The organism is Xanthomonas sp. WHRI 7065 (assembly GCF_040203115.2).
GTDB lineage: Bacteria > Pseudomonadota > Gammaproteobacteria > Xanthomonadales > Xanthomonadaceae > Xanthomonas > Xanthomonas arboricola.
The window spans coordinates 2,191,347-2,210,026 of sequence record NZ_CP168194.1; the positions used below are offsets into that span (position 1 = coordinate 2,191,347).

Annotated in this window: 19 protein-coding genes; 13 read left to right on the forward strand and 6 right to left on the reverse strand. The window is 67.1% G+C overall.

From position 1 onward, the window contains the following. Positions 1–269: 269 nt before the first annotated feature. The 5 genes from ABQY64_RS09470 to ABQY64_RS09490 form a co-directional block, all read right to left on the reverse strand. A complete protein-coding gene (locus ABQY64_RS09470; protein ID WP_349780689.1) occupies positions 270–662 on the reverse strand; it encodes a hypothetical protein in 393 nt (130 codons plus the stop codon). After that, on the reverse strand, positions 662–1,228 hold the full coding sequence (gene yeiP / locus ABQY64_RS09475) for an elongation factor P-like protein YeiP (protein ID WP_016904354.1): 567 nt from the start codon (positions 1,226–1,228) through the stop codon (positions 662–664). Before yeiP ends, ABQY64_RS09470 begins: the two co-directional genes overlap by 1 nt. Positions 1,229–1,328: 100 nt before the next feature. Further along, entirely contained in the window at positions 1,329–2,099 is a 771-nt protein-coding gene (locus ABQY64_RS09480; protein ID WP_349780690.1) for an SDR family NAD(P)-dependent oxidoreductase, read from the reverse strand. A 143-nt stretch (positions 2,100–2,242) separates the two neighbouring features. After that, complete coding sequence (locus tag ABQY64_RS09485) at positions 2,243–3,139, reverse strand: hydroxymethylglutaryl-CoA lyase (protein WP_039521372.1); 897 nt, start codon at positions 3,137–3,139, stop codon at positions 2,243–2,245. Continuing rightward, positions 3,136–3,933, reverse strand: coding sequence for an enoyl-CoA hydratase-related protein (locus ABQY64_RS09490; RefSeq protein ID WP_349780706.1), 798 nt, complete (start codon positions 3,931–3,933; stop codon positions 3,136–3,138). Before ABQY64_RS09490 ends, ABQY64_RS09485 begins: the two co-directional genes overlap by 4 nt. A 116-nt stretch (positions 3,934–4,049) precedes the next feature. Between ABQY64_RS09490 and ABQY64_RS09495 the strand changes: the two genes are divergently transcribed. From ABQY64_RS09495 to ABQY64_RS09520, 6 genes are all read left to right on the forward strand, one after another. Further along, entirely contained in the window at positions 4,050–4,298 is a 249-nt protein-coding gene (locus ABQY64_RS09495; RefSeq protein WP_016904358.1) for a FeoA family protein, read from the forward strand. Further along, positions 4,295–6,154 carry a ferrous iron transporter B gene (locus ABQY64_RS09500; protein WP_349780691.1) on the forward strand — a complete coding sequence of 620 codons (1,860 nt, stop codon included), beginning with the start codon at positions 4,295–4,297 and terminating at the stop codon, positions 6,152–6,154. Before ABQY64_RS09495 ends, ABQY64_RS09500 begins: the two co-directional genes overlap by 4 nt. A 1-nt stretch (position 6,155) precedes the next feature. After that, positions 6,156–6,410, forward strand: coding sequence for a DUF6587 family protein (locus ABQY64_RS09505; RefSeq protein ID WP_349780692.1), 255 nt, complete (start codon positions 6,156–6,158; stop codon positions 6,408–6,410). A 57-nt stretch (positions 6,411–6,467) separates the two neighbouring features. After that, positions 6,468–6,968 (forward strand): nuclear transport factor 2 family protein, encoded by a 501-nt coding sequence (locus ABQY64_RS09510; protein WP_349780693.1) that lies wholly within the window; start codon positions 6,468–6,470, stop codon positions 6,966–6,968. A gap of 371 nt (positions 6,969–7,339) precedes the next feature. Beyond that, the gene (locus tag ABQY64_RS09515) at positions 7,340–8,542 is read left to right on the forward strand and encodes a PLP-dependent aminotransferase family protein (protein ID WP_179465918.1); all 1,203 of its coding nucleotides are present in this window, start codon (positions 7,340–7,342) and stop codon (positions 8,540–8,542) included. After that, positions 8,539–9,261, forward strand: coding sequence for an MOSC domain-containing protein (locus ABQY64_RS09520; protein ID WP_349780694.1), 723 nt, complete (start codon positions 8,539–8,541; stop codon positions 9,259–9,261). The genes ABQY64_RS09515 and ABQY64_RS09520 overlap by 4 nt, the downstream gene beginning before the upstream one ends. Positions 9,262–9,304: 43 nt before the next feature. Here the strand turns inward: ABQY64_RS09520 and ABQY64_RS09525 are convergent, their stop codons facing one another. Further along, positions 9,305–9,412, reverse strand: coding sequence for a flagellar motor protein MotB (locus ABQY64_RS09525; protein WP_115655336.1), 108 nt, complete (start codon positions 9,410–9,412; stop codon positions 9,305–9,307). A 226-nt stretch (positions 9,413–9,638) separates the two neighbouring features. On the opposite strand from ABQY64_RS09525, the gene dapB reads away from it, so the two are divergent. From dapB to recJ, 7 genes are all read left to right on the forward strand, one after another. After that, positions 9,639–10,355: a 4-hydroxy-tetrahydrodipicolinate reductase gene (gene dapB, locus ABQY64_RS09530; RefSeq protein WP_349780695.1), complete on the forward strand. Its 717-nt coding sequence runs from the start codon at positions 9,639–9,641 to the stop codon at positions 10,353–10,355. A 240-nt stretch (positions 10,356–10,595) separates the two neighbouring features. Beyond that, positions 10,596–11,729, forward strand: coding sequence for a glutamine-hydrolyzing carbamoyl-phosphate synthase small subunit (gene carA, locus ABQY64_RS09535; protein ID WP_349780696.1), 1,134 nt, complete (start codon positions 10,596–10,598; stop codon positions 11,727–11,729). A gap of 11 nt (positions 11,730–11,740) precedes the next feature. Then, on the forward strand, positions 11,741–12,082 hold the full coding sequence (locus ABQY64_RS09540; protein WP_230584004.1) for a type II secretion system protein M: 342 nt from the start codon (positions 11,741–11,743) through the stop codon (positions 12,080–12,082). 114 nt (positions 12,083–12,196) lie between these two features. Then, a complete protein-coding gene (carB, locus tag ABQY64_RS09545) occupies positions 12,197–15,439 on the forward strand; it encodes a carbamoyl-phosphate synthase large subunit (RefSeq protein ID WP_024937721.1) in 3,243 nt (1,080 codons plus the stop codon). A gap of 8 nt (positions 15,440–15,447) precedes the next feature. Beyond that, entirely contained in the window at positions 15,448–15,912 is a 465-nt protein-coding gene (greA, locus tag ABQY64_RS09550) for a transcription elongation factor GreA (protein WP_016903166.1), read from the forward strand. A gap of 30 nt (positions 15,913–15,942) precedes the next feature. Beyond that, positions 15,943–16,863, forward strand: a complete 921-nt coding sequence (locus ABQY64_RS09555) for a phosphoglycerate mutase (protein ID WP_039527509.1) — start codon at positions 15,943–15,945, stop codon at positions 16,861–16,863. Continuing rightward, positions 16,860–18,599: a single-stranded-DNA-specific exonuclease RecJ gene (recJ, locus tag ABQY64_RS09560; RefSeq protein ID WP_349780697.1), complete on the forward strand. Its 1,740-nt coding sequence runs from the start codon at positions 16,860–16,862 to the stop codon at positions 18,597–18,599. Before ABQY64_RS09555 ends, recJ begins: the two co-directional genes overlap by 4 nt. Positions 18,600–18,680: the final 81 nt, after the last annotated feature.

Genomic DNA, 18,680 nt, shown 5'->3' on the forward strand with positions numbered 1-18,680 from the left:
CGGGGGCGCGGTACCAGCCGCTCTCCCTGCGGGGCGAGAAGGCACTGCTTGCGCGCCATCGGGGCGCGGAGCTGAGGATAGGGCGAAGCTCTCGTGTGAGTCCAACTGCACGAGGCTTCGCCCGTACCCTCATCCGGCGCTTTGCGCCTACCTTCTCCCGATGGGAGAAGGTAGGCGCTGTGGCCTGCAGCTGTAAGTCCCAGTCCCCAGTGCTCCGGCCAGGGACAATGCATTGCACAGCTGGCACCTGTCACACCAGCCGGCGCACCTCAGCCAGCCGGTTGCAGATCCGCCTGCACCGAATACTTGCGCAGCCACTCGCTGACCCGCGCGTTGTTGCGGTATTGCTTCAGTAGCTTTGCAAGCCGTGCCGGTGCCGGCGTGCAGAATTGCGCGATCGCCACCTCGATCTCGTGGCGACGATCGGCGTCGTACGGGTCCTCGCCCGCGAAGTGCTCGCAGGTGTCGTAGTCCTCCACCAGCGTGCGCACATCCTCCGGCATGCCGCACAGGCCGGGCGGATGTTGCAGCCACTCCTCGTCCACCTTGGCATCGGTGCAGGCCACCGGCGCAGGTGCGTGCGTGGCTGTCGGCGCCGGGGCTGGTTGCGCCGTGCAGGCGCCCAGCAGCCCCAGCATCACCACAACGACCAGCTTGCGCATCAGTCGGCGCGGCCTGCGAATTCGCCGGTGGTGGTGTTGACCAGCACGCGCTCACCGTTGGTGATGTATTCGGGCACCATGATTTCCAGGCCGGTGTTGAGCTTGGCCGGCTTGGGCCGCTTGGTGGCGGTGCCGCCCTTGAGTTCGGGCGGGGTTTCGACCACTTCCAGCGTCACCGTCTGCGGTAGTTGCACGGCCACCGGTTGGTCGTCGATCACCTGCACGTAGATGCCGGTCAGCCCGTCGATGATGTAGCCGGCATCGGTGCCGATCACGTCCGCATCCAGCGTGTAGGGTGTGAAGTCCTCGTCGTCCATGAACACGAACGCCTCGCCATCCTTGTACGAGAACGTCGACAGGCGACGCAGCAACTCCACTTCCGGCAGGTTGTCGTCGGCGTCGAAGCTGGCGTCCAGCTTGGCGCCGCCGGGCACGCTGTACATGATAAAGCGGAAGCGCACGTTGCCACCGCGGCCCTGCGGCGAGCTACGCTCGATGTCGCGGATCTGGTAGATGCCGCCGTTGTATTCGACGACGTTGCCTTTCTTGATGTCGTTAGCTTTCATGGGAATCGGGAGTTGGGAATGGGGAATCGAAAAAGCCGGGGCCGGGGTGCTGAGAGTAGGGCGCCGTTACGATTCCCCATTCCCGATTCCCCATTCCCTGCTACTTGGGCGCCAACCGCACGCCACCGTCCAGGCGAATCACATCGCCGTTGAGATAGCGATTGCGCAGGATGAAGGCGACGGTGTCGGCGTATTCGCCGGGCTGGCCCAGGCGCGAGGGGAACGGGATCGTCGCGGCCAGCGATTGCTGCACCGCCTCGGGCATGCCGTCCACCATCGGGGTCCAGAACACGCCCGGTGCGATCGTCATCACGCGGATGCCAAAGCGGGCCAGCTCGCGTGCCATCGGCAAGGTCATGCCGACCACGCCCCCCTTGCTGGCGGCATAGGCGGCCTGGCCGATCTGGCCTTCGTAGGCGGCCACCGAGGCGGTGTTGATGATCACGCCGCGCTCGCCGTCGTCGCCGGCACTGTTGTGCTGCATCACATCGGCCGCGGCCTTGGCCACGTTGAAGCTGCCGACCAGGTTGACCAGCACGGTGGTGCGGAAGGTTGCCAGCGGCATCGGCGCTTCCTTGCCGAGCACGCGGCCCGAACCCAGGATGCCGGCGCAGTTCACCGCCAGGTTGAGCCCGCCCAGCGCCTGCGCGGCCTGCGCCACGTTGGCGGCGACCTGCGCTTCGTCGGTGACGTCGGTGGCGAAATACTGCGCGTTGCCGTCACCGAGCAGTGCCAGCGCCGCCTCGGCCTTGTCGGCGTTGACGTCGAACAGGGCGACCTTGCCGCCGTCGGCCACGATGCGCTGCGCCACGGCCAGGCCCAGGCCGGACACGCCGCCGGTGACGATGGCAAGAACAGAAGAAGGCTGCATGCGGTGGTTCCTTGGAAATCCTGGAAGCCGGTGGATGCCGGCAGGCGAACGGGTGACGACGCAGCCGGCGATTCTAGCCGAAGCGTCCGTGTGACCGCCCTGGAAGATGCGCGGGCGTGGCGGCGGCGTGCGGGACTAAAATCTTAGCCGGCGGCCGCCAAGGCCTTGCCGACCTTGCTGCCGGTCTCGCGACCCAGCAGCTGCGCCAGCCAGCGGCCGGTGCGGGCGAGGGCGGGCAGGTCGATGCCGGTCGGCATGCCCAGCCCATGCAGCAGATACACCACGTCTTCGCTGGCCACATTGCCGCTGGCGCCCTTGGCGTAGGGACAGCCGCCGGCACCGGACACCGCCGCATCGACCACGCGCACGCCTTGCTCCAGGCAGGCGGCGATGTTGGCCAGTGCCTGGCCGTAGGTGTCGTGGAAGTGCACGGCCAATGCCGGCATCGGGACCGCCTGCGCCACCGCGGCCAGCATCTGGCGTGCCTTGGCCGGGGTGCCGACGCCGATGGTGTCGCCCAGCGAAATCTCGTAGCAGCCCAGTGCGTACAACCGTTGCGCGACATCGACCACGTCGGCCACCGGCACCGCGCCCTGATACGGGCAGCCCAGCACGGTGGAGACGTAACCGCGCACGCGCACGCCGTCGAGCGCGGCCTGCTCCAGGATCGGCCGAAAGCGCGCGATCGATTCGTCGATGCCGGCGTTGGTATTGGTGCGATTGAAGGCCTCCGACGCCGCGGTGAACACCGCCACCTCCTGCACACCGGCGGCGCGTGCGCGCGCATAGCCCTGCAGGTTCGGCACCAGCACCGGATAGGCGATGCCCGGCGCCTGGGTGATGCCGGCGAACACCTCGGCCGCATCGGCCAGTTGCGGCACCCAGCGCGGGCTGACGAAGCTGGTCGCCTCGATGCTGCGCAGCCCGGTCGCGGAAAGTTGATCGATCAAGGCGATCTTGTCGGCGGTGGCGATCGGCGTCGCTTCGTTCTGCAGGCCATCGCGCGGGCCGACCTCGACAATGCGGACGAAGTCGCTCACGCCGCGCCCTCCGGCACCCAGGCCGGGCTACGCTTGTCGAGGAAGGCGCCCAGGCCTTCCTGGCCTTCCGCGGAAACGCGCAGGCGTGCGATCCACGCGGCATTGGCAGCGTCGATGGCGTCACGGTCGATCGGCGGCAGCACCGCGCGCACCAGCGCCTTGGCGCTGGCCGCCGCCAGTGGCGCGGCCGCCAGCAACAGGCGGACCTGGCGCTCCACCGCGATATCCAGTTGGTCGGCGGCCACCAGTTGATGCAACAGGCCCAGCAGCTGCGCGGTGGCCGCGTCGAAGATCTCGGCAGTGGCGAACCAGCGCCGTGCCTGGCGCGCGCCGATCGCTGCGATCACATACGGCGAAATCACCGCCGGCAGCAGGCCGAGCTTGCTCTCGGTCAGCCCGAAGCGCGCCTCGGTGCAGCCGATGGCGATATCGCAGCACGCCACCAGGCCCACGCCGCCGCCGAACGCCGCGCCGTTGACGCGCGCGATGGTCGGCTTGGGCAACTCGTCCAGCGTGCGCATCAAACGCGCCAGGGCGAGCGCATCGGCCGCGTTGTCGGCCTCGCTGGCACCGGCCATGCCGCGCATCCAGTTCAGGTCGGCGCCCGCGGAGAACGCAGCGCCGGCACCGGTGATCACGACGACGCGGATCTGCGCCGCCCGGCCGGCCTGTTGCAAGGCGTCGGTGAGCGCGCCGATCAAGGTCGCATCGAAGGCGTTGTGCACCGCCGGGCGGTGCAGTCGCAACGTGCGGACCGCTTCCTGGTCCTCCACGATCAAGCCGGTGTCGTGCATTGCGTCAACGTCCATGAATGGGATGCGAACCATGATAGCGGCACGGGTCGGCTGAGCCATGACGCGGTGCGTCGATGCTAGAATTGAGAACCATTCCTAACAATCAGGCCGTCTTTGTGACGCTGTCCGACATGCCCTTGCATCGCGCCGCCATCGTGGATTCCGTGGAGGATCGCCTCCCCAACGACACGATCGCCCGGCGTCTGCGCGAACTGGGTTTTGTCGCCGGCGAAGAAGTCACGGTGCTGGCGACCGGGCCGGTCGGGCGCGAACCGCTGCTGGTACAGGTCGGTTACACGCGGTTCGCCCTGCGCCGTAGCGAGGCCGCACGCGTGCAGGTACGCGTCGATGGAGCACAGGCATGAGCGTGGCAAGCGTTCCGTTGCGGCTGGCGCTGGTGGGCAATCCCAACAGCGGCAAGACCGCGCTGTTCAATCAGCTGACCGGCAGCCGGCAGAAGGTCGCCAACTACACCGGCGTCACCGTCGAACGCAAGGAAGGGCAGTTCCGTGCGCCGTCTGGGCGCGACTTCGCGGTGCTGGATCTGCCCGGCGCCTACAGCCTGCAGCCGGCCAGCCTGGACGAGGCGATCACCCGCGACCTGTGCCGTGGCTTCTACCCCGGCGAACCGGCACCGGACGTGCTGATCTGCGTGATGGATGCGACCAACCTGCGCCTGCATCTGCGCTTTGCGCTGGAACTGCGCGAGCTGGGCCGGCCGATGATCGTGGCCTTGAACATGGTCGACGCCGCGCAACGACGCGGCATCGTCATCGACCTGCCGGCGCTGGAACAGGCGCTTGGGGTGCCGGTAGTGGAAACGGTGGCGGTGCGCCGCGGCGGTGCCAAGGCGCTGGTCGAGCGCATCGACGCGCAGGCCGCGCGCCTGGCGGCACCGAGCGCCACGCCGCCTGCCGATGGCAACTACCATGCGCAGGTGCGACAGATCCTGAGTGCGGCGGTGACCATGCCGACGCGGACCTCGCGCGTGGACGATGCGCTGGACCGCTGGCTGCTGCATCCGCTCTGGGGCCTGGTCACACTGGCGGTGGTGATGTTCCTGATCTTCCAGGCGGTGTATGCCTGGGCCAACCCAGTGATGGACCTGATCGATGCCGGCACCGCGATGCTGGGCGAGTGGGCTGGCACCACGCTGCCGGAGGGCCCGCTCAACAGCCTGCTCAAGGACGGCATCATCACCGGCCTGGGCGGGGTGATCAAATTCCTGCCGCAGATCCTGATCCTGTTTGCCTTCATCCTGGCGCTGGAGGAGTCCGGCTACCTGCCGCGCGCGGCCTTCCTGCTCGACCGCATGATGTCTGCCGCCGGCTTGTCCGGGCGCTCGTTCATTCCGTTGCTGTCGAGCTTTGCCTGTGCAGTGCCGGGCATCATGTCCACCCGCAGCATCCAGGACCCGCGCGACCGACTCGCCACCATCATGGTCGCGCCATTGATGACGTGTTCGGCGCGCCTGCCGGTGTATGCCTTGCTGATCGGTGCCTTCATCCCGCAGAAGACCGTGTGGGGCATCTTCAACCAGCAGGGCCTGATCCTGTTCGGGTTGTATGCCGCGGCCATCGTCAGCGCGCTGCTGGTGTCGTGGACGATGAAGAAGTGGCGCCGCGACAAGAGCGAGCATCCGCTGATGCTGGAGTTGCCGTCGTACCGCCTGCCGCATCTGCCCGACCTGGCGCTGGGGCTGTGGGAGCGTGCGCTGATCTTCCTCAAGCGCGTCGGCGGCATCATTCTGGCCCTGACCATCCTGCTGTGGTTCCTGCTGTCGTTTCCGGCTGCGCCGGCCGACGCCACCTTGCCGGCGATCGATTACAGCTTCGCCGGGCGCATCGGCCATGCGATGGCGATCTTCTTCGCGCCGCTGGGCTTCAACTGGCAGATCTGCATCGCGCTGATCCCGGGCCTGGCCGCGCGCGAAGTGGCGGTGGCCTCGCTGGCAACCGTGTACGCGCTGTCGGCGGCCGACGACGATGCCGCGGCGCAGGCCTTGTCGCCGCTGATCAGTGATGGCTGGTCGCTGGCCACAGCGCTGTCGCTGCTGGTCTGGTACATCTACGCGCCGATGTGCATCTCCACGCTGGCCACGATCAAGCGCGAAACCAACTCGTGGAAGCAGATGACGGTCAGCGCGGTGTACCTGTTCGCGCTGGCCTACCTGGCCTCGCTGGTGACCTACCAGCTGGCCGTGCTGCTGGGAGCCGGCTGAGGTGGATCTCTCGCTCACGCTGCAATACGTGGTCATCGCGGTAGCGGTGTTGCTCAGCCTGTGGGTGGTGATGAAGAAGCAATTTCCCGGCACGCTGCGGCGTGTGCGTGGCGCAGTGGCGATCGGCCTGCTGCGCGATGGGCGGCCTGCGTGGATGCGGGCGCTGGGCCGCCGCGTGGCGCCGCAGGCGGCGCAGAGCGCCGCAGCCTGCGGTGGCTGCGACAGCTGCGGGCCGGCGCCGCCACGTCGTCACTGATCCATCGCATCCCTTACACTTGCGCGGCCGCAGGACGCGGTGATGCAGGGGGCGCAGATGCGGTTGTTGGTGTTATTGGCAGTCCTGGCGGCGGTTGCCGGCATTTATAACTACTGTGGCAACGCGCTGGACGAAGCGCAGGTGCGCGATTTCTACGCCGCGCACGACAAGGCGATGCTTGGTCAGGACGGCGAAGCGCTGTGCGCGATGACCGCGCCGGCGTTCGAAATGGTGGTGCTGTACCGCATGGATTCGCACCAGAAGCGGCAGACCACCACGCGCGAGCAGTACTGCAAGTCCAATGGCGAATGGGCGCAGGTGCTGCGTCAGATGCGTCATGTGGCTAACCCGGAAGAGGTGATCGACTACAAGCAGTCGATCACCAGGATCGAGATTGCTGCCGATGAGGCCTCAGCCATGGTCGAGACGCGCGCCACGCTCGGCTTGCCGGGCTTGCGAATGACCTTCCGCTCGCGCGACAAGCTGGTCCGCAAGCGCTGGAAGACCTTGATCGAACGCAGCGAAGGCACTGCCTGGGTCGGCCCGGCGTACGACTGAACGCCGTCGGCACGATTGCTGCCGCATTGTCGTGCCGGCGCCATCGATGCGCGGAAGGGCTGCCTGTGATCGGTACGCGCTGCCCTGGCTCGCGACCCAGCCGATTTGCGCACGTAACCCGCGTCGACGACAGAAGCCGGTGACCATCCTGGGCGAGGGGATGCGCGTGTAGCGATTGCCTTGCCGGCTGGCATCGGCGCCAGTGCATCGGCATCACTGCAGCGCGTGTTCGTTAGCGCCACCGCAACCCAGGCGTGTGTGGTGACGCGTGGCGATGGTCGGTGCAGCAGCGATACCGTCACTGGCCGGGTCGCGTAGCCGACGCTGCAGTGCACAGCGCGTCGGCCACGGGCCTTCGCTATGCTTGCGCGATGACGACTTCCTTCCAGATCTCCCGACGTGCGCAGGCGCTGACCAGTTCGGCGATTCGCGAAATCCTCAAGGTGACCGAGCGGCCGGAGGTGATTTCCTTCGCCGGCGGGCTGCCGTCGCCGGCCACCTTTCCGGTGGAGCGCATGCGCGCGGCCAGCGATCAGGTGCTGCGCGATGCGCCGCAGGCCGCGCTGCAATACGGCCCCACCGAAGGCTATGCGCCGCTGCGCGAATGGGTGGCCACACGCCTGAGCCGCGACGGCGCCAGCATCCGGCCCAGCCAGGTGTTGATCACCACCGGCTCGCAGCAGGGTCTGGACCTGCTCGGCAAGGTCTTCATCGACGAAGGCAGCAAGGTGCTGGTGGAAACGCCGAGCTACCTGGGCGCGCTGCAGGCGTTCTCGCTGTTCCAGCCGAGTTTCGTCGGCATGCCCTCGGACGAGGACGGGGTGGTGGTGGACGCGCTGGATCCTGCAGTGCTGGCCGATGCGCGCTTTCTGTATTGCCTGCCGAACTTCCAGAACCCCACCGGTCGCCGGCTGCCGCTGGCGCGCCGTCAGGCCCTGGTGGCGCGGGCGGCGGAGGCGGGCGTGCCGATTGTCGAAGACGATCCGTATGGCGAGCTGTATTACAGCGGCCAGCCGCTGCCGAGCCTGCTGTCGCTCAACCCGGAGGGCGTCATCTACATGGGTTCGTTCTCCAAGGTGCTCGCGCCCGGGTTGCGGCTGGGCTATGTGGTCGCGCCCGAAGCGGTGCTGGGCAAGCTGATCCAGGCCAAGCAGGCGGCCGATCTGCATACGCCCTCGTTCACCCAGCGCGTGGTCCACCAGACGTTGCAGGACGATTTCCTGGACACGCATATCCCGCAGATCCGCGCGCTGTATGCGCGTCAATGCAGCCTGATGCTGGAGGCACTGGATCGGCATTTCCCGCCCCAGGTGCAATGGAATCGCCCCGAAGGCGGCATGTTCCTGTGGGTGACCCTGCCGCCCGGGCTGGATGGCACCGCGCTGCTGGCGCGTGCGATCGCGCGCAATGTGGCATTCGTGCCGGGCGCGCCGTTCTACGCCACCTTGCCGCAGGTCAATACCTTGCGGCTGTCGTTCGTCACCGTGCCTGGCGACAGGATCGACGCCGGCATCCAGGTCCTGGGTGAAGTGCTACGCGAGGCGCTGGCCGAATTGCCCGGGCAGGGCGCGTGAGTACGCAGACCGCTGGCGTGCAGGCGCCTGCGCTTGCGACCACCATCGACAGCATTGCGATCGGCATCGCACGCGACTTCACCCGGCCCGGTAGCCGCAGCGCTATCGACAAGCGGGTGGTGGACGGCAGGGTGCACGTCGGTCCCGACGGTCTGCACGGCGACGAGCAGGGCGACCGGCGTGTGCATGGCGGGCCGGACAAGGCGATCCATCACTATCCCCGTGAGCACTACGCCGCCTGGCAGGCCGAGCTCGGTGCGCATGCGTTGCTGGAGACGGCCGGCGCATTCGGCGAGAACCTGAGCAGCCTCGGCCTTACCGAAGCCGACGTCTGCCTGGGCGATCGCTTTGCATTGGGTACGGCGGTGGTGGAGGTCTCGCAGCTGCGTCAGCCATGCTGGAAGCTGTCCGACCGTTTCGGCCTGCGCGACATGGCGCGCCGCGTGCAGGACACCGGCCGCACCGGCTGGTATTACCGCGTGCTGCAGTCCGGCGACATTGCGGCCGGCGATACGCTGACACTGCAGCAGCGACCGCATCCGCAATGGACGCTGTCGCGCCTGCAACAGCTGCTGTATGCGCGCGATGTCGATGTCGCCGCCATCACCGAGGTGCTGCAGCTGCCGCTGGTGCCGTCATGGCAGGCGCTATTCGAACGCCGCCTGCAACGCCGCGAAATAGAGAGCTGGAGCAAACGCCTGCACGGCGCAAGCGACTGAGAGCCGCCAACACCATCGCGCGCAATCAAAGGCCTCAGCCGCGCTAGCTGCAGGGCTGAGATTTGGGATTCGGGAGTCGGGATTGGGGAATCGCGGTCACGAAGTCGGCAAACGCCACCTTCCAGGCGCCACCATGATGGCCGTGTGCCATGCGTCCTAATCGTCCTTACCAGCGTGCAGCGACGCAGCCCTCACCAACCCATGACCGCTCGCGCCGTTGTGTGCCAACCACCACGCGCACCCCACGGACGCCACCAAGCCAAAGCGCCACAGCACGTAAAACGCGCACACCCGCATCCGCTCTCACGATTCCCTAATCCCGATTCCCGATTCCCAGCTATCTTGTACAACCCCATCGCCCAGCTAGGCCTGCCGCCATGACACCGTCTCCTGTGAAAGTTCTGATCCACGGCGCCTCCGGGCGGATGGGCAAGGCATTGCTGCGCCTGGCTGCCGAAGACGAGGCGCTGCACGTCGTCGGTGCGGTGGTGGGGCGCTCGCCGTCGCAGCGCGTGGTGGACGGTGTGCCGTACTTTGCCGCCAGCGAACTCGGCGGTGCGCCGGCCTTCGATGTGGCAATCGACTTCAGCCTGCCGCAGGGCTTCGCACCGATCCTGGCGCTGTGCGCGCAGCGCGGCAAACCGCTGGTGTCCGGCACCACCGGCCTGGATGAGGCGCAGCGCGCCGCGTTGCTGCAGGCCGCGCAACAGATCCCGTTGGTGTGGGCGTCCAACTTCAGCCTGGGCGTTGCGGTGCTGACCGAACTGGTGGAGCGTGCCGCCGGCAGCCTGCCGGGCTGGGATTGCGACATCGTCGAGGCGCATCACGTACACAAGCAGGACGCACCCTCCGGGACCGCACTGACGCTGGGGGAGGCGGCCACTGGCAGCGGCGCGCAGCCGCGCTTTGCCAGCCTGCGCGCCGGCGACATCGTCGGCGAGCACACGGTGCAGTTCACCGGGCTGGGTGAGCGGGTGGAGCTGGTGCACCGCGCCACCAACCGCGACATCTTCGCGCGCGGTGCCCTGCATGCGGCCAAGCGGCTGCTCGGCAAGCCGGCCGGCAGCTATCGCGTGCGCGATCTGGTGCTGTAAGCCGGCGCGTCGCCGCGCATGAATGGCGAGTGATCGCGGTGGCGCATTCATCCCGCCATTGCCATGCCAGCGCGGCGACCAGTGTTCTCCAGGCTGGCATGCCGGGGCACTTGCCTTTACAATTCTCGCTTGCCCGAACCAGCGTCGGACCGGTCCTCAGCACCGCGTCCGCGCTTTGCTGCAACCGGAATTTGGCCGGAAGCGCATCGGAGTCCCAGGCAGCCAGAGCGAGACCCCCACGTGACCCAACCCGCAATCCTTGTCCTCGAAGACGGCACCGTGTTCGAGGGCGAATCCGTAGGCGCCAACGGGCTTTCCGTCGGCGAAGTGGTGTTCAACACCGCCATGACCGGTTACCAGGAAGTCCTGACCGATCCCTCCTACGCCCGCCAGATGGTCACGCTGACCTATCCGCATATCGGCAACACCGGCTTTACCGATCAGGATGACGAGGCCAGCAAGATCTGGGCCGCCGGCCTGATCGTGCGCGACGTGCCGCGTCGCCCCAGCAGCTGGCGCAGCGAAGTCGCGCTGCCGGAGTGGTTGCAGGCCCGCGGTGTGGTGGCCATTTCCGGCATCGACACCCGCAAGCTGACCCGCCTGCTGCGGCAGAAGGGCGCCCAGAACGGCGCACTGATGGCCGGCGAGATCGATGTCGCCAAGGCACTGGAAGCCGCGCGCAGCTTCCCCGGCCTGAAGGGCATGGACCTGGCCAAGGTGGTTTCCACCGAGACCAGCTACAGCTGGCAGGAAGGCTCGCTGGATCTGAATTCCGACACCTTCGTGCGCGCCGAGCTGAAGCACAAGGTTGTTGCTTACGATTACGGCGTCAAGCTCAACATCCTGCGCATGCTGGCCGACCGTGGGTGCGACGTCACCGTGGTGCCGGCACGCACGCCGGTGGCCGAGGTGCTGGCGATGAATCCGGACGGCGTGTTCCTGTCCAACGGACCGGGCGATCCGGAACCCTGCGATTACGCCATCAGCGCCATCCAGGAATTGATCGCCAGGCAGGTGCCCACCTTCGGCATCTGTCTGGGCCATCAGCTGCTGGCGCTGGCCGCCGGCGCCAGCACGGTCAAGATGACCACCGGCCATCACGGCGCCAACCATCCGGTGCAGGATCTGGACGGCGGGCGGGTGATGATCACCTCGCAGAACCATGGCTTTGCGGTCGACGAAAGCACGCTGCCGGCCAATGTGCGGGTGACCCATCGGTCGCTGTTCGATGGCACCAATCAGGGCATCGCGCTGACCGACGCACCGGCGTTCTCGTTCCAGGGCCACCCGGAAGCCTCGCCGGGCCCGCGCGATGTAGGGCCGTTGTTCGATCGGTTCGTGGAGTTGATGGCCAAGGATGCCAAGCCCGCATGAGCGCTCGTTTGATGGGCGTGCTGATCGTGCTGATGGGCGTCGCGCTGACGTATTGGGGCGTGTGGATGCCGCTGGAGCAGGCACGCGCTGGTGCACAGTCAATCACGCTGCACGGCGGCATGAAGCTGGCCTTGCTGGTACCGATGTGCTTCGTTTTCGGCGTCGGCTATGTGGCTGGAGGGGAATCCTTTCACCACCGCATGCAGAACACCGACCCGGACAAGGTACGCCGTTGGGGCAAGACCTCCGGGATCGGCTGGCTGCTGATCCTGGGCAGCTTTGCCGCGTCCTTCGGGCTGTATCAATGGCTTCAGCACACCCTGCGCGCCCTCGGCTATGGATCTGCCGGATGAACCCGGCGTTCGACTCCGCTGAGTCGATGCACTATCACGCCGCGTCGCGATGCGATCGCCGCGGCCACTCTTCCGCACCTGCGGCTTGCCGCATGTTCCTAATCGAGTAAAGAAATGCCAAAGCGCACCGACCTAAAAACCATCCTGATCATCGGCGCCGGCCCGATCGTCATCGGCCAGGCCTGCGAGTTCGATTACTCCGGCGCGCAGGCGTGCAAGGCGCTGCGCGACGAGGGCTATCGCGTGGTGCTGGTCAACAGCAATCCGGCCACGATCATGACCGACCCGGACATGGCCGATGCGGTGTACATCGAGCCGATCAACTGGCAGACGGTCGAGAAGATCATCGCCAAGGAAAAGCCTGACGCCCTGCTGCCGACCATGGGCGGTCAGACCGCGCTGAACTGCGCGCTGGATCTGGCCGACCACGGCGTGCTGGAGAAGTACAACGTCGAGCTGATCGGCGCCAAGCGCGAAGCCATCCGCATGGCCGAAGACCGCGAGCTGTTCCGCGTGGCGATGGGCGAGATCGGCCTGGATTGCCCCCGCGCCGAAGTGGCGCACACGCTGGAAGAGGCGCTGGATATCCAGACCCGGGTCGGCTACCCGACCATCATCCGTCCCAGCTTCACCCTGGGCGGTAGCGGCGGCGGCATCGCCTACAACCGCGAAGAGCTGATCGAGATCGTCGGCCGTGGCCTGGAACTGTCGCCGACCACCGAAGTGCTGGTGGAAGAATCGGTGCTGGGCTGGAAGGAATTCGAGATGGAAGTGGTCCGCGACACCGCGGACAACTGCATCATCGTCTGCGCGATCGAAAACCTCGATCCGATGGGCGTGCATACCGGCGACTCGATCACCGTGGCGCCGGCGCAGACGCTGACCGACAAGGAATACCAGCGCCTGCGCGATGCCTCGATCGCGGTGCTGCGCAAGATCGGTGTGGATACCGGCGGCTCCAACGTGCAGTTCGGCATCAGCCCGACCACCGGCCGCGTGGTGGTGATCGAGATGAACCCGCGCGTGTCGCGCTCCTCGGCGCTGGCGTCCAAGGCCACCGGTTTCCCGATCGCCAAGGTCGCCGCCAAGCTGGCGGTGGGCTACACGCTGGACGAATTGAAGAACGAGATCACCGGTGGCCTGACCCCGGCCTCGTTCGAGCCGTCGATCGACTACGTGGTCACCAAGATCCCGCGCTTTGCGTTCGAGAAATTCCCGCAGGCCGATGCGCGCCTGACCACCCAGATGAAGTCGGTGGGCGAGGTGATGGCGATGGGCCGCACCTTCCAGGAATCGCTGCAGAAGGCACTGCGTGGCCTGGAAACCGGCAAGATCGGGCTGGACCCGACCGGCCTGGATCTGAGCAGCGAAGACGATATCGCCGCGCTCAAGCGCGAGCTCAAGGCACCGGGCCCGGAGCGTTTGTTCTATGTCGCCGATGCGTTCCGCGCCGGCATGAGCGTGGCCGATGTCTACGCGCTGTCGTTCATCGACCCGTGGTTTCTGGATCAGATCGAAGAACTGATCAGCCACGAACAGCAACTGGCCGACGACGGGATGCCGGCACTGGATGCGGCGCGTCTGCGCACGCTCAAGCGCGCCGGTTTCTCCGACGCGCGGCTGGCCGAGCTGACCGGCACCAATGAGGAATCGGTGCGCACGCTGCGTCGCGCGCTCAAGGTGCGCCCGGTCTACAAGCGCGTGGATTCCTGCGCCGCCGAGTTCGCCACCAGCACCGCGTATCTGTATTCGACCTACGAGGACGAGTGCGAGGCGCTGCCGACCGACCGCGACAAGATCATGATCCTGGGCGGTGGCCCCAACCGCATCGGCCAGGGCATCGAGTTCGACTACTGCTGCGTGCATGCGGCGCTGGCGCTGCGCGATGACGGCTACGAGACCATCATGGTCAACTGCAACCCGGAGACCGTGTCCACCGACTACGACACCTCCGACCGTCTGTACTTCGAGCCGCTGACGCTGGAAGACGTGCTGGAAATCGTCGAGCTGGAAAAACCCAAGGGCGTGATCGTGCAGTACGGCGGCCAGACCCCGCTGAAGCTGGCGCGCGCGCTGGAAGCCAACGGCGTGCCGGTGATCGGCACCTCGCCCGATTCGATCGATCTGGCCGAAGACCGCGAGCGTTTCCAGCAACTGGTCGACAAGCTGGGCCTGAAGCAGCCGCCGAACCGCATTGCCCGCAATGCCGAGGAAGCCCTGGTGCTGGCGCGCGAAATCGGCTATCCGCTGGTGGTGCGCCCGAGCTACGTGCTGGGCGGCCGCGCGATGGAAATCGTCTACGGCGAATCCGACCTGGCGCGTTATGTGCGCGACGCGGTCAAGGTCTCCAACGATTCGCCGGTGCTGCTGGACCGCTTCCTCGACAACGCGGTGGAAGTGGACGTGGACATCATTGCCGACAAGGACGGCAACGTGCTGATTGGCGGGCTGATGGAACACATCGAAGAGGCCGGCGTGCATTCGGGCGATTCGTCCTGCTCGTTGCCGCCGTATTCGCTCTCGCCCAAGACCCAGGCCGAGCTGCGCCGTCAGGTGGTGATGCTGGCCGAAGGCCTGAACGTGGTCGGCCTGATGAACACCCAGTTCGCGGTGCAGGTGAACGAGGCCGGCGACGACGTGGTGTTCCTGCTGGAAGTGAACCCGCGTGCCTCGCGTACCGTGCCGTTCGTGTCCAAGGCGATCGGCATGCCGCTGGCCAAGATCGCCGCGCGCTGCATGGCCGGCAAGACGCTGGCCGAGCAGGGCGCCACCAAGGAAATCGTGCCGGGCTATTACTCGGTGAAGGAGGCGATCTTCCCGTTCGCCAAGTTCCAGGGCGTGGACCCGATCCTCGGGCCGGAGATGCGCTCCACCGGTGAGGTGATGGGCGTGGGCCGCAGCTTCAGCGCCGCGTTTGCGCGTGCGCAGGAGGCCGGCGGCATCAAGGCACCGCCGGTGGGCAAGGCCTTCGTGTCGGTGCGCGATCCGGACAAGCAGCGCGTGTTGCCGGTGGCGCAGGCGCTGGTGGAGCGTGGCTATACGCTGGTCGCCACGCGCGGCACCGGAGCCTGGCTGCAGCAGAACGGGCTGAGCTGCGAGATCGTCAACAAGGTCGCCGAAGGGCGCCCGCATATCGTCGATTCGATCAAGAACGGCGAGATCGTGTATATCGTCAACACCACCGAAGGTCGCGCCGCCATCTCCGACTCGTTCTCGATCCGGCGTGAAGCGTTGCAGCATCGCGTGACCTATTCGACCACCGTTGCCGGCGCCAAGGCGCTGGTGCATTCGCTGGAATTCCGCGGCACCGGCCCTGTCTGGTCGCTGCAGGAACTGCACAAGGAGCTGGAAGCATGAGAGCACCCATGACGGCAAAGGGCGCGCAGCGTCTGCGCGAAGAGCTGGACCAGCTGAAGTCGGTCAAGCGTCCGGCGGTGATCAACGCGATCGCCGAAGCGCGCGCGCACGGCGATCTGAAGGAAAACGCCGAGTACCACGCCGCGCGCGAGCAGCAGAGCTTCATCGAAGGCCGCATCAAGCAGTTGGAAGGCGAGCTCTCGCATGCCGAGATCATCGACATCACCAAGCTGTCGGCCGGCAACAAGATCGTGTTCGGCGCCACGGTGACGCTGGCCGACACCGAGACCGACGAAGAGAAGCGCTACCAGATCGTTGGCGATCTGGAAGCGGACATCAAACTGGGCATGATCGCGATCTCCTCGCCGCTGGCGCGTGCGTTGATCGGCAAGCTGGAAGGCGACTCGGTCACCATCGATGCGCCGGCCGGCCAGCGCGAGTACGAAGTGGTCAGCGTTGCCTATCTGGACTGACGGGCCGGGATTGAACGACGCCACCGCCCGATGACCACCGCCACGCTGCTGCTGCCGGAAAAACGCCGCCTGCCCGGTGAACTGGGCGACACGCCGGTGGCGCGTGCGCTGGCGCGTGCCGACCAGCAAGGTGCCGAGCCCGGCGAAGTGGCGCAGCTGCAGCGCCACTTCTCGCTGACGCCTGCGCACTGGCCGGTGGCCGCGTTGACCCGCCAGCTCGATGCCGGCGATGCGGCCGGTGCGACCTGGGTGCGTGCCGATCCGGCCTATGTGGTGCCGGATATGCAGGGCGCGCGCTTGATGGGCTACGGCGAGGCGCTCGGCCCCACGGCCGAGGACCTGGCGGTGTTGCTGCCCATCCTCAAGCCGATGTTTGGCGATGCCGGCTTCCTGCTGGATGCGCCCACGCCTGCGCGCTGGTATCTGCGGCTGTCGCCGGATGCCAAATTGCCAGAATTTGCGCCACCGGATCTGGCGATCGGCGATGACCTGTTCGAGCATCTGCCGGCCGGCGAGATCGGCCGGCGCTGGCGTGCCTTGCTGACCGAGGCGCAGGTGCTGCTGCATCAGCATCCCTGGAACGAGGGCCGCGTGGCCAGCGGCAAGCCGGCGATCAATTCGCTGTGGTTCTGGGGCGGTGGCGTGCTGCCGCATGCGGTCAGCTCGCCGCACCGTCAGGTACGCAGCCGCGAATCACTCCTACGTGCGCTGGCGCTGGCGGCCGGTGCCGATGCGCAGGGCGAACAACGCGTGGATGCGTTGGTGGACCTGCGCCATCTGCGCTCGCTGCAGCAGTTCAGCGACGACGCGGTGGCGCCGCTGCTGGCGGCGATGGCACGCGGCGAACTGGATCGGCTGGTGCTGGATTTCCAGGACGGCGAAACCGTGTCGCTGACGCATGCGCAACGCTGGCGTTTCTGGCGCAAGCCGCGCGTACAGCTGGCGCAATGACCTCCACCCCGCGGATCGTCCGGCGCCCGCCCGGGCAGGCCGGCAGCTGGCCCGATGCCATGTTACCGCTGCTGCGCCGCATCTATGCCGCGCGTGGCGTTACCGATACGCACGGCGCGCAGCCGCGCCTGGGTCAGTTGCTGTCGCCGCAGTTGCTGCACAACAGTGACGTGGCGGCCGAGTTGCTGGCCGATGCGATCGCCCGGCAACGGCGCATCCTGGTGGTGGGCGATTTCGACTGCGATGGCGCCACCGCCTGTGCGGTCGGCGTGCGTGGCTTGCGCATGCTCGGCGCGCTGGATGTGCATCACGCGGTACCCAATCGCATGGTGCATGGCTATGGCCTGTCGCCGGCACTGGTGGAGGAGCTGGCCGCATTGCAGCCGGATCTGCTGGTCACGGTCGATCACGGCATCGCCTGCCACGCCGGCGTGGCCGCCGCCAAGGCGCGCGGCTGGACGGTGCTGGTCACCGACCACCACCTGCCTGGCGAGGTGCTGCCGCCGGCCGATGCGATCGTCGATCCGAATCTGGCCAACGATCGCTTCCCGAGCAAATCCCTGGCCGGGGTCGGGGTGATCTTCTATGTGCTGATGGCCTTGCGCGGCGTGCTGCGCGCGCGCGGTGCCTTCGCCGAGCGCGCCGAACCGGATCTGTCGGTATTGCTGGACCTGGTGGCAGTCGGCACCGTTGCCGATCTGGTGCCGCTGGACACCAACAACCGGGCGCTGGTGTCGGCCGGCCTGCGCCGCCTGCGCGAAGGCAAGGGTTGCATCGGCCTGCGCGCCTTGATCGATGCCAGCGGCCGCGACGTGGCGCGCTTGAGCGCCAGCGATATCGGATTTGCATTGGGCCCGCGTCTCAACGCAGCCGGCCGGCTGGAAGACATGGCGCTGGGCATCGAGCTGCTGCTCAGCGAGGACTGGAACCGGGCGCGCGAGATCGCCGGCATGCTGGAAGAGATCAACGCCGAGCGACGGGCGGTGCAGCAGTTGATGACCGACGATGCCGAGCAGGCCGTCACCAAGGTGGTGCTGGATGCCGATGGCGCGTTGCCGATCGCCGCGTGCCTGTTCGATGCCGACTGGCACCCGGGCGTGATCGGCCTGGTCGCCTCCAAGCTCAAGGACCGCCTGCATCGCCCGGTGATTGCATTGGCGCCGGCCGAGCCGGGCAGCAGTCAGCTGCGTGGTTCGGCACGTTCGATCCCCGGCCTGCATATCCGCGATGTGCTGGCGGCAGTGGATGCGCGCCACCCGGGCCTGATCCAGAAGTTCGGCGGGCATGCGATGGCGGCCGGGCTGAGTCTGGAGCATGCCGCGCTCGCGACCTTTGAACAGGCATTCCAGCGCCAGGTGCAGGCGATGGTCGACGCCTCGCTGCTGCATGCCGAATTGCACAGCGATGGCGAACTGGCTGTGCACGAACTCGATCACCTGCATGCAGAGGCGCTGCGCGTGGCCGGGCCGTGGGGGCAGGGCTTTCCCGAGCCGCTGTTCGATGGTCAGTTCGAAGTGCTGCAATGGCGCCTGCTCAAGGAACGCCATCTCAAGCTCACCCTGCGCTGCGCCGGCCGCGCCGAACCGCTCAACGCCATCCACTTCAACGGCTGGCGCGGCAGCGAGCCGGCACGCATGGTGCGGCTGGCGTACCGCCTGGTCAGCGACGACTATCGCGGCGGCACCGCGGTGCAGTTGATCGTCGAGCACTGCGAGCCGGCGGCAGTCACGGGCTGAGCGCGCGGCTGTCAATCGCGGGCTTCGGTAGGGGCGACAGCGCGGCCCTGCAGCCAGGCTGCACATCAACCGCTCTACACG